The following is a 15,063-nucleotide window of genomic DNA, read 5'->3' as shown; positions in this document are numbered from 1 at the left end:
CGTAAATTATAATTCTTTAACACTAAAGTTACATGTTACTTATGATTAAAAATCATTTAAATGATACATAATTTCATGAACTTTCAGATTGTAACTTTAGGGTATACTCTATAGTTACATAATTCGTGATTTAAAGAGACCTAGAAAAAGAGAAATGGTATTTATTTGAGCTAATCAAAGTTGAGAAACTTTAGAATTCTTGCGTTAGTCAAATTTTAAGCAGCCAAAAGCTATATTCTATGAGGTTTTAGCCAATTCAAAAATTAGATAAAACTATACTTTCTCAAGAGGTCTTTTGATTAAATAATAAGCGTGGAACGTGAAAAATCATAAAAAAAGCCCACCTTGGGGTAGATGGGCTATCAACTAGAAACTACAGCATTGATTTCTAAAGAGAATTAGAACGCATTTCGTATAAGGTGTATTATGTTAATTTTAGAAAATCTTTATATATCAGCATCAATTTTTTAGGATTAAAATGTTAGTTAAAAAAGAAAGATTAAGACCACTAACAATTAAAGACAATGTATGGACCGGAATTTTTTCTGCTATTTTAAGTATTTTGTTCTTATTTACCAATGAATACGAATTGGCCTTATCTTGTGCACTGATTTCAGGATTTACATTACTATTTGCTTTGTTCAGAAAACACATAAATGATGTACTACCACTTTCGATAAATTGGTTATTTTTTTTATTATTACTCTTTGCTGGAATTTCGACAGGCGTAACAATAGCACAAGATATTAATCAATCAGCACAGCAAAAAGAGATGTGCGGTCAAGTCGAAAATATTTATATTCCGCAGCGTAGAGGAATAGAAACCTTTGATTTAGTTAATAAGCAACAACGTTTGAATGGATTACCTTATTTTAGATATAAAAATCAGATACACGAAGCAAGTAATCAAATTTGTGTAATCTATTCACATGCTGAGAAATGGAATAAAAATCCTTATATCCACATGGTAAAAGCAAATCAAACAGGATATTCAAAATAATTAGATTTTTTATCTTTGTGCAAAACCGAAATAACCTTATACGATATAAACATCCATAAGCCTCTATTTAACATAATGGATATTATACGAAATGCATAACCTATAATTTATACTTATCAGTAAGTTAGTAAGCCTAGTTCTATTTCAGTTCTAGGCTTTTTTATGTTCCACGCTATTTCGGACGTTTTATAGGCATATTTGATACTTTATGCCAATCATTTTCCTACTTTTTAGCTTTGTAGTTTTTTAAAGCTGCACGCTGTTTATTTAATTCATCTACTGAATTTTGACTTATTGCATTTAGTGCTGCCATAGTTACAATGTAAGCAGCATTTTCTTGAATTAGTGTTGTTCGCTCTTGTTCGTAACGTATCCAGCTTTGGTGTTCAGAATAAACATTAATTCCTTGAGCCTCATATTCTTTAGCTTTTAATCTAACATTTACTGCGGCAGTAGTTTGATACGGAGAAATTTGTGACATAGAGACTATGTCAACTGATGCATTTGCCGAACGTAATAATTTGCAGACCTTATCATAATTTTCAAATACGAAACCTTTCTCTTTGATTGTTCTAATCAGTGATTGATTAGTTGTAAAATCAATTGAACATTCGTCTTTTGCATAAGTTTGTGTTGTTGAAATTAGTAAAATTGATGATGCTAATGCATACTTTAGAGCTTTAATCACTTTATATTACCAGTTGGTTTATAGAAATATTTAATAAAAAAGTATCTAAAATTAGACAATTAATTGTACTTTTATTTAAAATATTGTTCCAAGCGAAATATGACTTTTTTAAAAGTTCTTAGCTATTTTTAAGTATAAAAAAACCCGACCAGGGATGATCGGGCTAAAAAATAAACTACAGCACTAATTTCTGAAAGGAATATAACATAAATCACAAAAAAATAAAGATGTGAGCGTTCCTTCACAGGTCGGGCTAGTTGCCCTTCGGGTCGATACATTCGTATCGAGCAAAGCCAACATCCCTAACACAAAAGCAAAAGCACTGGACTATATATAAGGACTTTCCCTTCAACTTATGCTGCAACAACCAACATCATTGGGTAATCCTCCCATAAATAACCGAAGTTAAAAGTAGAGGTTAAGCAGCCATTAGTGGTTATTTGCAACAGTGCCCTTTTTCTTATGCACGTGGCATGTTCCCTCAGGTTTGATTTAAACCTTCTGCAGTAGAAGTTGAACCTCAACAGCTTGGGCTGCAAATAATTTTTAGCTCAAGTTTGATTGCTCTAAGTAATCTATAACCACCTTCTGGTGAGATAGATATTCAGAACACAATCCGACGAATGGAGTTGTTTTTTTCCACTGCTGTTTTACCATCTTGATTATGTTACACAATCAAGATGAACAAGTAAAATGGATGAATTTCAGCATGGTGGTGCCCGTGAAGGTGCTGGTCGCAAACCAGTTCATGAAGGCCCAACCAAAGTGATCCGGGTTCCCGAAGCCCGTGTACTGGAGATCAGGCAGTATCTGGATCAGATAAAAAAACCAGCCCGCAATGATGTTGCTTCGATTACTCCGGTTGAAGCCAGAACACATTATGAGATTCCGGTTGCCTTGCAAAAGGTGGCTGCAGGTTTCCCTTCCCCAGCCCAAGACTATATCGACAAGACCCTGGATCTGAACGAGTTCCTGATCCAGAACCAGCAGGCTACCTTTATCGTTGAGGTGGAATCGCTTTCCATGCGCGATGCCGGGATTGATCTGAAGGACAAGCTGATCGTGGACCGCAGTATTGAGCCCAAGCATGGTGATATTGTTCTGGCCCTGATCGACAATGATTTCACCATCAAACGACTGATGATTGAAGGCGACAAACACTGGTTACAGGCGGAAAACCCGGATTATGCGGATATCCATTTGAAAGACGGTCAGACCCTGCTGATCTGGGGTGTAGTCACCAGTGTCATCAAGAAGTTCAGATGAACAGCCCCGAGCGGATTTATGCCCTGATCGACATCAACAACTGTTATGTCAGTTGTGAACGGGTGTTTAATCCCAGCCTGAATCACCGTCCAGTGATTGTGCTGAGCAATAATGATGGTTGTGCAGTGGCCCGCAGTAATGAGGCCAAAGCCCTGGGCATCAAGATGGGTGTTCCGTTGTTTCAGGTTCAGGACATTGTCCGGCAGCATCAAGTGGTGGTGCTGTCGAGCAACTATGCCCTGTATGCGGAAATGTCCAATCGCTTCCATTCGATTTTGGCCGGTTATGTGGCTCCGCATGAACAGGAAATCTATTCGATTGATGAATGTTTTCTGGATTTAACCAGTTATGCACAGCATTTTGACTTGACCCGCTATGCCAGAGAGATGAAACAGCGGATCTGGGACTGGATCGGGTTGCCGGTATCCATCGGGATTGGTCGCAGCAAGACCGAAGCCAAGCTAGCCAATCACCTTGCCAAGAAATGGCCTGGCTTTGCAGGCGTATGCAATGTGCTGGAGCTGGATTATCTGGATCAGGAAACGCTGTATGCTGGAATTGAGGTGGGTGAAGTCTGGGGTGTGGGACGTAAGCTGGTCAAAAAGCTGAACCAGATGGGCATCCATTCGGTACTGGATCTGGCCATGCAGGATGCGCATCGCATGGGAAGTTTGTTTTCAGTGCTGATGCAGCGCACGGTGCTGGAATTACAGGGCATCTCCTGTTTGCAACTGGAGGATGCTCCTGCACCCAAGCAGCAGATTGTGGCTAGCCGCTCCTTTGGAGAACGGATTACTGAGCTGGATGATCTGAAAGAAGCCATGGGTAAGTATGTGCAAGATGCAGTCATGCGCTTGCGTGCGGATGCCTCGCTGTGTGGCTGTATCATTGCTTTTGTGCAATCCAATCCCTTTGATCAAAACACAGCGTATTACAGCAAATCGTTGGCCTTTGAATTCCCGGAACCCACGGACTGTGTACTTGATCTGATTCATGCTGCGATGCAGTTACTGCAAGGCATCTATAAGCCAGAGGTAAAGTATAAAAAATGTGGGGTGATTCTGACCGGTCTGGTCAGCAAGACCCGCTATGTGCCTGATCTGCTTACAGACCATCGCCAGCGTGAAAGCAACGAACAGCTGATGCAGGCTTTAGAAGCCGTGCAAGCCAGATATGGCAAGACTAAACTGGCAGTGGGATCGTGTTATTTACCACAGCGGAAATGGTCGATGAACCGGACACATCTGACCCAGAACTATTTCAGCTGGCAGGGATTATTGAAAATTACCCATTAAGCCAACACCCCTTTTTAGGTTAAACAGGTGACAATTAACAACCGGACATCTATCCAGCCCCCCTATTGCGGACGGATCGCTGCTGGGAAGATACTCATATCGCTATGGTAAAACATTGAGCTCATCATATTGCAAGCAACTCAGGAGGCTTAAATCGCATGGCTAAAACAACAAAGGACGAAATCCCTGTAGAAGAATCAGCTCAAGCCAGTGAAGTTTCTGACAAAGTAACGGAAGCTAGAGCGTTATTGGGCAAGCAAATGTCCGCAAACCTGATTGCGATCGCAGAACTGACCCATACCCCGATTCCACACATGCAGGTAGATGAACACGGGGTTTTTCACGAGATTCAAAACACTGATAGGTAGACCGGCATGGATTGCAGTAACGGACGGTATTCTCCTGTTCAATCGGTCGAGTGCTCAGATCCGGTTTGATCGTTATCGTTAAGTCCATATTTTTGTACCTAACACATGGTTTTATACAGTTAAGTACAGGAATACGTACTGAACAGACAAAGCGTTTTTATGGTCCTTAGGCTTTTTTTCTATTCCTTAAAGGTGTCATTGAGCGCCTGCTGAACCGCCTCAATCCTTGATTTGCAGGCTTTGTAGGCGGTCATGGATTCTTCAACGATCGCCATCAGGTTATCAATATCCGGTTCTTCCTGCGATTCCAGCAGTTCGGCATTCTTCTTCAGAATCTCGTAGCCCTGTTTGAAACTGAGTTCTTCATTGTTCATGTGTATTTACCTGTGTCACGGTGGCATCAATCATGCCATCCTGGAGTTCGATCTGGAGTTGCTGGCCAGTGATTTGTTGCACTGAGCGGATGGCTTTGCCCTGACTGCGGACAATCGCATAGCCTTTAGCCATCACGTTTCGTGGGTTCTGTAGCAAGGTTTCCCGCATCAGGGATTCGGTCTGCTGTACAGCCTGCCGCAGCTGTTGCTGGGCAAAATACTGGGTATCGCTTTTCAGCAGATCAACGCTACGCTGCGCATCATTGAGCTGGCTTTGTGCCAGGGTTTGGATGGTTTTCAGATACTGGTCATTCTGGCTTTGATAGGCGGTCAGCTGATGCTGGGACAGCAGTTTGATGGTTTGCAGCGCAGTACTGGCTTCATTGACCCGTTCGACAATCAGGTTACGGATCCCGGCGATGACTTTACTTGGGGTATCAAAGGAGCGATGCGCGATTTCATCCAGAATGGTGCGGTCTTTCTCGTGGCCAATGCCCACCCAGATCGGCACTGTTCTTTTACACAACAGTGCAGCCAGATCATAGTCGTTCAGGTACGCCAGATCATTCACTGCTCCACCCCCACGGATGATCACAATTAGGTCGGGAGCGGTCTGGTAATCTTGAGCCCACTGCCTGAGTGCACTGGCCAGAGCCTGCATGATGCTGGTTGGGGCAGTATTGCCCTGGAAGGTGGCTGAATGATAAACGAAGTGGCAGACACCCGCCTGAGCCAGGGCATCGGCATCTTTTTTAAAGTCTCCCAGCCCGGCGGCATTTTCCGGGGCGATGACCAGTACGTTCTGCAAATCAAAAGGTGCCGGTAGCTGTTTGTTGTTATTGAGCAGGCCTTCCTGGGTCAGGCGCTGCAGGATCTGCTGATAGCGTTTGGCAATGTCACCTAAGGTGAAGCTGGAGTCGATATCTTCAATATTGACGGAGAAACCATATTGCGGATCAAATTTGGCTTTGACCTTGATCAGGACATTCAAGTCTCTGGACAGTTCAATGCCGCTTTCCCGTTCAAACCTTAACACGATTTTTTGTGCGGTGAATTTCCACAGGGTGCCTTTACAGCTGGCAATCACTTTATGGCTGTCTTCATCTTTCTCTGCCAGTTCCAGATAGTAATGCCCGCCTTTGATGCTGAGATTACGGATCTCGGCTTTGACCCATACCGCTTCATCGAAAGTCAGCTGGATGACTTCCTGTACGGTGGTCAGGTATTCACTGAGACTGAGTTGGGTTTCTGACATGAAAGAAAATACGGAATGCGGTCATTTGATCCTACAAAATAACAGCTTTCATTGGCTTTGTTGCATAAATATGTAAGCATCTGATTTAAATAAATTTAATTTTGGATCAAAAACAATCAAAACTTTTAAAATCATATGGTTATGAAATCTTTGTGCAACAAAGCCACTCACAAATATAGCTAACTAATAGTGAGTATCTAATCGAGGAGGAAAATTTGAAACTTTCAATAATAAATAAACTTTAAAAACAAGGAAAAAATGATACCTCCTGCCATATTCAAAAACTCTAAATATACGTGAATATTGCTGTATTATTTTTATTCAATAGCACACATGGATCTGACATCTGAACTACTTTTGAAGTTTCCAGCAACACAGATAAGTACTCTAAAAAATTTCAAAAAAAGCAGAATCACCATTCATCCACAAGCGTATGGTTTCAACTTATGCTACTTAAATATGTTTAAAAATCTCACTGCAGATTTAGATATTTCTAATCGCATAAAAGAACTCCATGTGTGGAAAACTTCAGAATTTGATGGCTACTCCATTTTCAATAATATTCACTTATATCTTAGCTATTTAAAGCAAGATATTAATGAAGTCACTTTAATTATTCACAATCAACAATCTTTTTCAGATGATGAGTTAGCATTTCTGATGGAGTTATGCAGTCGTGAATTTATTCAATTCATCAAATCTACAAAATTTGACATTAAGACTTTGAACCCACGAAAAACATTGCACTTGATTAATACACATCTTTCACGTCAAACACTATTAACTCTTAACAAAGGATCATCTTTAAAACCACATCATCAAATGAGTCTGGAACTGCTAGCACAACTACTTGCATGTTCTCGAAATCAACTGAATCAGCGGATTAAAAATATTAATCAACAGCGCACACATATTTTTAATGAATTATCACTCAACAGCAGATGTGTAAAAGAACTCATTGATCACTCTGATAGTTGCCTAAGTACAGAAAAAATTTGGAGATCATAGTGTGGAACGATCTAAACGAGCATATTGATTTGCCAGTTATTTCACTGCAAAAAACACTAGAAAAACTGTTTGGTGATGAGCAATTTGAACGTACGCAACATATCAACTTTGTAGTTAAACTATTGTCTTCTCAACAGACTGACAATTTTTTGGTTGGTCTTAATCTCGATTACTTTGATATCGATGTAGAGTTTGATTCACAGCTGCCGACACCTCTGGTAATCGCTTTCACGAAAAAGGTTAAGATTAGTGATTTACCCATTACGTCATACATCAATTCAATTGCGCAATTATCTGAGTCAAAAACTCATGCGCAACATTGGAATATTCTAGTTTTAAAAGCGGCAATTTATTTAATTGCTCTTCCTGAGCTTAAACCAGAGCTTTTTAAACAAGCACACACAGAACACTTCAATACCGTAAAGCGCTTATTCCAGCGCTTTAGGACTGCAAATAAAAATTTAGATACTGAAAAAAAATATCAAAATACAGAAGAGTATCAACGTCTCTGGAGTACCTATCTTCAAGATCCAACACAGAGCTTAGAACAATTTATTCAACATCTGATCACATTAGATACGGATGAATTGCCGGAGTTTGATCGCAATCTACTCAATGATATTCGCATTACTTTTAACTACGTTTTAAAAAACAAAGCGAAGATTGCACGTGCAAGTATCGATACACAACTTCAACATCAGTTTCTTGATGAAGAACAATTCATTGAAGAAAGTATCGAAATCAAAAAAGGGGCTAAATCTAAAGCACTGAATATAGAAACCTTAATTGATGAGCCGATTAATCGGCAAATTGTTGTCAATCCAACTGACGTCACACCACTCGCAGCACATTCAGAAACGAGTCAAAGCTATGTTCTACCGCTTGTTGCAAAACATATTCAACGCAAAGAACATTTACTCACGTCGAGTAGTTTTTTTCCGAATCCATCTAGCGTGAACCATCTACTGAAAAGACTTCATGTGGACTACTCTGAACATCAAAATAAAAGTGCTTTGATTCTAATGCTCGCATTTTTGACCGGTAATAGTGTGAATGAGTGGCTATATATACAAAGCAAGCGAGCTAAAAACTTAAATAACCGCCAAAAAATGATCAATAAAAATGATCAATTCTTCTTAAACAGTAAATTTAATGTATTTGAAAACCGAGATTTTGAGTATTCAGACAGCTTGCTTAATCAGACGATCTATTTAGACATTCCAATCCCGAATCTATTCATTGAGGATCTCCGCAAAATGGATTCGGTTAGTTTCGATGATATACAGCAATATTTACGCAAATTAAGACAAGAATTATTGATTCCAAAACTGTCTGTCGTAAAGGTGAGTTCTCTACTGCATCATACGGTTCTTGCAAAAACAGGGAATAAACAACTCGCAGATTTAATCACAGGGATTGATGCCAATCAGTCATCATCTATTTCTTATTGTCATCAGAATATTCCACGATTACATGCACAATATGTTGATATTCTAAAATCACTTTGTGCAGATATAGCAAGCACATATGAAAGTTGTGTACCTTCGCCCCCTGATTCAATAATTCATTTTGGTAGTCGTAAAGCTCCAAAACCACAGATCATTACAGAGATTTTTGCTGTATTGAAGTTTAATATTTTTTCACAAGCTGAAGACGATCTGATTGCTATATACAACCACTACAACATCTGGATGTGGCATATCCTGCTTCTTTTTACAGCAGCACGCCCCGTTGCTGAATTCCCTGGATTTCTTAAAAGCTTTAATTTAAAACGCCAAATTTTGATGGTTTCTGACAAAGAAGCAGGCGGTCGCAATGGATTCGGACGTTTAATCCCACTTTGTTCATTTTTAGTTGAAGAGATAAAAAAATTCCTTAAATTTTTAGAATATTTTTCGATTCAAATCATGATGAGTCATCCAGCTTTAAGTGATGCTATACAACAAATAGAAGCAAGTAAGCTGCCCCTTTTGGGAATCATCCAAGATGATGAGTGGAAACCACTAAGTCATTCTACAGTCAAAAATTTCCATCCTGAATTAGGACTTGCTCATGAAAATTGGCATCGCCACACAGCTCGTGCATTTTTGACTCATAAATTTTCTGAACCTGAAATTTTAGCTCTATTTGGGCATGAGCTCATGCAACAAGAAGCAGCACATCCATTTTCCAGTTTATCGCTCTCACAATTTTCTAAAATTGCAGATGTTTTAGAGCAAATGAAAACATATTTTAAAATTACAGGTGTTGAAGATCATGTCATCACGCAATAAAAAAATCTCAGAAAAACGCTATGCTGAAGACAGACGTCAATTCAAACGAGATGAGCCTAAAAAGGACATACGAGCTAATGCAGAACAAGAGCTCCGACAATACTTTGATGAACAAAAATTCTCAAATGAAGACTTAATTCAAGCTTATCCTGCAATTTATGAGTTTATTAAACATAAAGCACCGAATCTTGCCTGGAAAAAATATGCTCATGAATTCTTCCGAACATATATCAAAGACCTCAATAAAAGTAATAACCTAGACCTCCCACTACCTTATCTTACCTTTGAGATGAAACGCGATGAACCAATTTTCACCCTAGATTGGATCCAAGCCGGTCATGAAATTGACATCATCCTCGAAAAACTGTGGGATTACTGGATTCTTGCTCAAGATAGTTCCGCTTTTTCTGATGATGAAATTATTGGGAATATTCTGCTTTGCTCAATGTTATACGGTGGATTAAATCAAACAGCTTCATTAAATGCTTTGCTCGAACATTTAAAAAACCCTGAAAAAATCCAAAAAATTTGCGATTTTAATATCATCTTTTTAGAGCCACTTTCTCGAAGCTATGGCGATCTATTTGTTGATGAAAAAACAATACGAAAATCACGTAATTTTGTTCCAGATCAACTCACACGACTCTGGCTCATTCACTTCAATACAAGACAAATTCGTGACATCAGTCTAGACGTGAATGCGTATCTGCACCTCATTTTTCAAAAAATAAAACATCCATACACCAAAAAGACTTTTAAGTTTTTACGTGACTACGCCAATTTTAATTGGCTACAACTGCAGAATGCAGATGTTGATCCTGCCCTTTCACAATGTTTGTTAGAAAACACACTCACGTGTGGTTTATCAGAACATGAGTTTGAAAACTTTGCATTCCCAAAATTTAAAACTCAATTAAGTGATGAAATCGAACGAAATGTCTCTTCTACAGCCAAAGTCCTACCAGATCTCAATACGTCTGAAGCAGTAGAGAATGTGATATTTATTCATAAAAACTTGCTGAAAATAATTCGCACATCATCAACGGACCAACCTATTGCTGAACTCATTATTGATTTTTGCCTGCGTCACCAAGAGCAGTTTAATGAGTTTTCTAAACGTATTATTTTGTGGCTCATCAGTCTCTATCTACCAAGTTCAGAGCAAATAAAAAAATTATCAGCCACCTTTGATTTTGATACAACTCAGTACACGAAGGTATTTCAAGATAATCAAAAACTCGCAGATAGTTCAATCTATACATATTACACCCGGATCGCAGAACCGTTTTTAACTCATGCCTTACAATACTTCGATGCCGACGATGACATTAATGATCTGCTGAACAAAATCTATCAACAAATCATTAGCAATACACGACTTGCTGATGAAGCAGATCGACCTGAGTTTAAAAAATCTAAAGACCAAACAATCCGGATGTTGAAACGCTTTCACACCTTTCAACAAATTGTTTTTCAAGCAGAAGATTTCGAACTTGAATTTATTGCATCGCAAAGTAGACCTCGTGCACGCATCATTGGTCATACAGCCTTCCAGGTCATATTAAAGAAGTTAAATCAGCTCTTACATGACCAATCCATCTCAGACCATCACTATAAATTATTAAAAATTATTTATATTTTGGCTTACCGTACTGGTATGCGTATTAACGAAATACTCGGGTTACGTGTAAAAGATATCGAGGGTTTAAATCAATTTTCTATCTGGGTTCAACCTTATGGTTCAAAAAAACAAGGGAATCAACATCTGCTCAAAACGGATAGTGCGGAACGGATTGTGCCTGCATACGCTTTGCTAAAAGATGATGAGTACCAATTCTTTAGCGATTTTGTTGTTGAAAAACGCTTAGAAAATAAGAAAAGTTTATATTTATTCAGCAACTTGAATGAAAATAAAAAACTGAATAAACACACTGTCACCGTACCCCTAAAACTGATATTAAATCAGATCTTTAAAGGGCATCATTACTCCTTTCACTCTTTTCGTCACACTGCAGCGAATCATTTATCGCTTTTACTGAACTGTGAATATGCACCACTAGTGCAAAAGCTAACTGACTATAGCGAAAACGAATATCAAAAAATTCGAGCTGAGCTACTTCAAAATCAACATGGACAAAACCATTGGTTTGTTATTGCACATCTCTTAGGACATATAGAGCCAGTTGAAACATTCAAAAGCTATATTCATTTAAGTTATCTCATAGCTGGTCAAAGAGATGGATCCGTAAATTTGAACAACTCCTATAAGTGATATTCTGCTCCTCAAATGATGTTATAAACATCAATATATGGAGTATTTTATGGCACGTAGACCAAGAAGAAATCATTCAAATGATTTTAAAGCTAAGGTAGCACTTGCTGCGATTAAAGCAGAAAAAACACTTGCTGAATTGAGTGCTGAGTTTGATGTTCATCAAAACCAAATTATTGACTGGAAAAATCAATTGATCTCAGCTTCCTCGCAAGCTTTCGATCAATCAAAAGCTCCAACAGAACCACCCATCGATCTAAAAAAACTACATGCAAAAATCGGTGAGCAGGCATTAGAAATTGATTTTTTAGAAGGTGTGTTGAAGAAACTGGGCCGCTTCAACCACAAAAGTTAATCGACGACTCACTTCAGATTTCAGTATCTAAGCAAGCTAAGCTGCTGAAAGTCTCCCGTGGTTGTTATTACTATCGCCCAAAACCTGTGAGTGCATCAGATCTGAAGCTGATGCGATGTATTGATGAATTACATATGCAATATCCTTTTGCAGGCAGTCGTATGATGCGTGATTTGTTGAATCGTCAAGGACATCATATAGGACGACGTCATACACGTACTTTAATGAAGAAAATGGGTATTCAGGCGTTATATTGCAAACCAAATTTAAGCCAGGCTAATCAAGCTCACCGTAAATATCCATATCTGCTCAAAGGGTTGGCTATTCAGCGCAGTAATCAAGTGTGGTCTACGGATATAACGTATATCCCTATGGCAAAAGGCTTTGTTTATTTATGTGCTGTGATTGATTGGCATAGCCGCAAGGTACTTGCGCATAGGGTATCGATTAGTATGGAGGTGGATTTTTGTATTTCGGCTTTAAATGAAGCGATTGAAAAATATGGTCGACCTGAAATATTTAATACAGACCAAGGCAGCCAGTTTACCAGTGATGCATTTATTGATGTATTGAAATCAAATGGCATTCAAATCAGTATGGATGGTAAAGGTCGATGGGTAGATAATGTGATGGTTGAACGATTATGGCGGAGCGTTAAATATGAAGAGGTGTATCTCAAAGCTTATAGCAGTGTCACAGATGCGAAAAAGCAATTAAGTGCATATTTTGAGTTTTATAATTTGAAACGACCTCATTCGAGTCTAGACAAAATGACACCAAATGAGTTTTACTATGATCAGCTACCCCAACAAAACAAGGTGGCTTAACTAGAGCGGAATATCACTTATAAATACGCTTTTAGTTGTTCAAACAAGTGGGACCACCTCTCAAAAACTACTAAAACATCATCCAGATATGCCTAATGAATTGGCTAAAAAAATTATGGGCCACAATGCAACGTTTAAAAATTTGAAAATAACAAATGATGAAAAAGACTTTAATTTTGAAAAAAACCAGGCCGTTCTAGCAACTATATTATTGAACGATCAAACAAAATGGCTTCAAAGTAATGCTACTGATATTTTAGATGAACTGTCATTACAAATAGATCAATCCCATGATTTTTTTGCTTTCTTTGTTGGAACAGAAGATTCTAAAATTTCACTTCAACGCTTCTATGAAACGCTCAATATATTGGAGACCACTAACGATCCTAAAAGTGCAGCTCAACGTATGTGCTTACCAGAAGAACTCGTCAATTATTGGTATGAAAATGCCCTAAATTTAGCAAACATTAAATCAAAAAAAGGGAATCCGCGTTTATTTAGTATTGATAGCTCAACCCACTTAAAACCAGCAATGCTTGATAGCGCTGAAGAGCTTCATGCAGTGACTTATTTTTTTGAACATCTACAGAAAATAGCTCGTAAAAATCCAATACAAATTGCATACGTCCTGAATGTATTTTTAAATCGAGTGACCGCATCACATACCGGTATCCATTATCGCTGGAAGAATATCGATCAACTCGAACATTTTTACTCCCAAGTTAAGGCTTTATTTCCTGCCAAATTTTGGCACTTACTTGGACAAGATTTGCAAACAAAGTTAGATGCTAAACAACAGCCTCAACTTTTCAAATTAGCAAAAGCATCAACAGATAAACATCCATCGACTCTAGAAGAGTTTCCTCGTCTACAACTCTACTCAGTAAAAGATGGTCATGCTCTTGCTGCATTTAAATTTTGCTTACATCTAGCATGTATTGGTCGCCCACTACCTATTCAGCTTAATGGATTAGATTACATGTCACCTGATACCGTACATAAGCCTACAACTGTATTCCACCAAGAGGAACTTATTGAAACTGATTAAATCGCCGACTGGACTGCTCCAAGTATCCTAGACACGAGACAGCCTCATTTTGAAGCTGCCTCAAATGCTTCTGGGCTCATTCCTTACCTGACCAGCATTGTGGTAGGTATCGGGCTTTCATCATTTAATTTAGGAAGTGAGCAAATTACGCAGGACATAGTGCAAGATCCCACAGACCTTAAAGTATTCCACCTCATTCAAGGTATCAATACGACACAACACTTGAAAACGGTTAAATGTACCATCGATATGTTGTACTTCTACATCCAGTATTTGATGCGGATGAATATCATCTGACAAACCTAGAATTGAAAGGAGGTAATCGCTGAAATCACCACATCACCATGCTGCAACGGATATTTTTTACCCTCAATCATACAAAAAACATTTTCATGTGACAGGTTGGCGTGTTTTGCTTCAACAGCCGCACCTCCCCTCCTTCATTTTCCAGACGCTCTTTTTCTTCTTTGACCGGTTTCAAGATCAGATCCATCAAAGCATCAAAGGTATTCGGCACTTGCGACAATAGCACACGATCCTGCGGACGTTTCGGACCTGCCAGACTGGCTTCTACCGTCGACATATCTAAAGCCAGCGTATCTGTAAAGACGGGTTCATCCCTCGGATTGCACTAGGCAGCTAAATGCAGGGCTGCGAGGAAATTTTGCTAGAGAGTTGCCAACAATTCAGATCTGGCTGCCAATTCCGTAAGGAGATTAAGGTAAATTGAACCGCGTATTTTAACTGTATTTTCAGAGTGATTTCAGATCACTACGTAGCAAGGGCTTTTACAGATCGAAATGATAAAGTCATAAATTGCTTTTCAAAAAAAAAGAAACTAATATGTTTCTTACAGGACCTAAAAGCAATAAATTTATCTACAATGAATAAGTCTTTACTTCAGCAAGGCTTTGTTTCATAAATATGTAAGCAACTGATTTAAATAAATTTAATTTTGGATTAAAAAATAATCAAAACTTTTAAAATCATATAGTTATGAAATCTTCGTGCAACAAAGCCCTTTCAAAGCATTA

General features: G+C 38.6%; 11 protein-coding genes and 3 pseudogenes. 9 read left to right on the top strand and 5 right to left on the bottom strand.

Annotated features, from left to right (window positions below; all coding sequences use genetic code 11):
- The first annotated feature begins 478 nt into the window (after window positions 1-478).
- A complete protein-coding gene (locus GA693_RS12690; protein ID WP_160241752.1) occupies window positions 479-1,000 on the top strand; it encodes a hypothetical protein in 522 nt (173 codons plus the stop codon).
- Between the two features lie 223 nt (window positions 1,001-1,223).
- On the opposite strand, the gene GA693_RS12685 is transcribed toward GA693_RS12690, so the two are convergent.
- Entirely contained in the window at window positions 1,224-1,688 is a 465-nt protein-coding gene (locus GA693_RS12685; RefSeq protein ID WP_160241753.1) for a hypothetical protein, read from the bottom strand.
- A 693-nt stretch (window positions 1,689-2,381) separates the two neighbouring features.
- On the opposite strand from GA693_RS12685, the gene GA693_RS12680 reads away from it, so the two are divergent.
- The 3 genes from GA693_RS12680 to GA693_RS12670 all read left to right on the top strand — a co-directional run bounded on the left by GA693_RS12680 (window position 2,382) and on the right by GA693_RS12670 (window position 4,617).
- Window positions 2,382-2,954: a LexA family protein gene (locus GA693_RS12680; RefSeq protein WP_160241754.1), complete on the top strand. Its 573-nt coding sequence runs from the start codon at window positions 2,382-2,384 to the stop codon at window positions 2,952-2,954.
- The gene (locus tag GA693_RS12675; protein ID WP_016658936.1) at window positions 2,951-4,249 is read left to right on the top strand and encodes a Y-family DNA polymerase; all 1,299 of its coding nucleotides are present in this window, start codon (window positions 2,951-2,953) and stop codon (window positions 4,247-4,249) included. Before GA693_RS12680 ends, GA693_RS12675 begins: the two co-directional genes overlap by 4 nt.
- 158 nt (window positions 4,250-4,407) lie before the next feature.
- Window positions 4,408-4,617, top strand: coding sequence for a hypothetical protein (locus GA693_RS12670; protein ID WP_016658935.1), 210 nt, complete (start codon window positions 4,408-4,410; stop codon window positions 4,615-4,617).
- Window positions 4,618-4,796: 179 nt separating this feature from the next.
- On the opposite strand, the gene xseB is transcribed toward GA693_RS12670, so the two are convergent.
- Together xseB and xseA are read right to left on the bottom strand one after the other, a co-directional pair.
- The gene (gene xseB / locus GA693_RS12665; RefSeq protein WP_005180690.1) at window positions 4,797-4,991 is read right to left on the bottom strand and encodes an exodeoxyribonuclease VII small subunit; all 195 of its coding nucleotides are present in this window, start codon (window positions 4,989-4,991) and stop codon (window positions 4,797-4,799) included.
- Entirely contained in the window at window positions 4,981-6,246 is a 1,266-nt protein-coding gene (gene xseA, locus GA693_RS12660; RefSeq protein WP_016658934.1) for an exodeoxyribonuclease VII large subunit, read from the bottom strand. Before xseA ends, xseB begins: the two co-directional genes overlap by 11 nt.
- A gap of 333 nt (window positions 6,247-6,579) precedes the next feature.
- Here xseA and GA693_RS12655 point away from each other — a divergent pair, with 333 nt between their 5' ends.
- The 5 genes and pseudogenes from GA693_RS12655 to GA693_RS14920 form a co-directional block, all read left to right on the top strand.
- A complete protein-coding gene (locus GA693_RS12655) occupies window positions 6,580-7,254 on the top strand; it encodes a hypothetical protein (protein WP_160241755.1) in 675 nt (224 codons plus the stop codon).
- Window positions 7,254-9,527: a hypothetical protein gene (locus GA693_RS12650; RefSeq protein ID WP_160241756.1), complete on the top strand. Its 2,274-nt coding sequence runs from the start codon at window positions 7,254-7,256 to the stop codon at window positions 9,525-9,527. The genes GA693_RS12655 and GA693_RS12650 overlap by 1 nt, the downstream gene beginning before the upstream one ends.
- Window positions 9,511-11,763: pseudogene (locus tag GA693_RS12645) on the top strand (site-specific integrase); the annotation flags it as partial. The gene GA693_RS12650 and the pseudogene GA693_RS12645, both read left to right, overlap by 17 nt.
- An 85-nt stretch (window positions 11,764-11,848) precedes the next feature.
- Window positions 11,849-12,981 (top strand): IS3-like element ISAba14 family transposase gene (locus GA693_RS12640; RefSeq protein WP_223155595.1). Its coding sequence is split into 2 segments (ribosomal slippage): window positions 11,849-12,101 and window positions 12,101-12,981, totalling 1,134 coding nucleotides; the frame shifts between segments, so codons are not numbered across the junction.
- A 61-nt stretch (window positions 12,982-13,042) separates the two neighbouring features.
- Window positions 13,043-14,029, top strand: a pseudogene (locus GA693_RS14920) (site-specific integrase); the annotation flags it as partial.
- Between the two features lie 129 nt (window positions 14,030-14,158).
- Here GA693_RS14920 and GA693_RS12630 read toward each other — a convergent pair.
- Together GA693_RS12630 and GA693_RS12625 are read right to left on the bottom strand one after the other, a co-directional pair.
- Window positions 14,159-14,329 (bottom strand): hypothetical protein, encoded by a 171-nt coding sequence (locus GA693_RS12630; RefSeq protein WP_160241757.1) that lies wholly within the window; start codon window positions 14,327-14,329, stop codon window positions 14,159-14,161.
- A gap of 14 nt (window positions 14,330-14,343) precedes the next feature.
- A pseudogene (locus tag GA693_RS12625) lies at window positions 14,344-14,657 on the bottom strand (aconitase family protein); the annotation flags it as partial.
- Window positions 14,658-15,063 lie beyond the last annotated feature (406 nt).

Origin of the sequence: Acinetobacter indicus (assembly GCF_009914475.1) — a bacterium.
Classification (GTDB): domain Bacteria; phylum Pseudomonadota; class Gammaproteobacteria; order Pseudomonadales; family Moraxellaceae; genus Acinetobacter; species Acinetobacter indicus.
This window is presented reverse-complemented; position numbering and strand designations above follow the sequence as displayed.

Excerpts from the sequence above, each read along its gene's own strand:
- GA693_RS12690 (WP_160241752.1), top strand. The coding sequence starts at position 479 with ATGTTAGTTAAAAAAGAAAGATTAAGACCACTAACAATTAAAGACAAT.
- GA693_RS12675 (WP_016658936.1), top strand. The coding sequence starts at position 2,951 with ATGAACAGCCCCGAGCGGATTTATGCCCTGATCGACATCAACAACTGT.
- GA693_RS12670 (WP_016658935.1), top strand. The coding sequence starts at position 4,408 with ATGGCTAAAACAACAAAGGACGAAATCCCTGTAGAAGAATCAGCTCAA.
- xseB (WP_005180690.1), bottom strand. The coding sequence starts at position 4,991 with ATGAACAATGAAGAACTCAGTTTCAAACAGGGCTACGAGATTCTGAAG.
- GA693_RS12680 (WP_160241754.1), top strand. The coding sequence starts at position 2,382 with ATGGATGAATTTCAGCATGGTGGTGCCCGTGAAGGTGCTGGTCGCAAA.
- xseA (WP_016658934.1), bottom strand. The coding sequence starts at position 6,246 with ATGTCAGAAACCCAACTCAGTCTCAGTGAATACCTGACCACCGTACAG.
- GA693_RS12655 (WP_160241755.1), top strand. The coding sequence starts at position 6,580 with ATGGATCTGACATCTGAACTACTTTTGAAGTTTCCAGCAACACAGATA.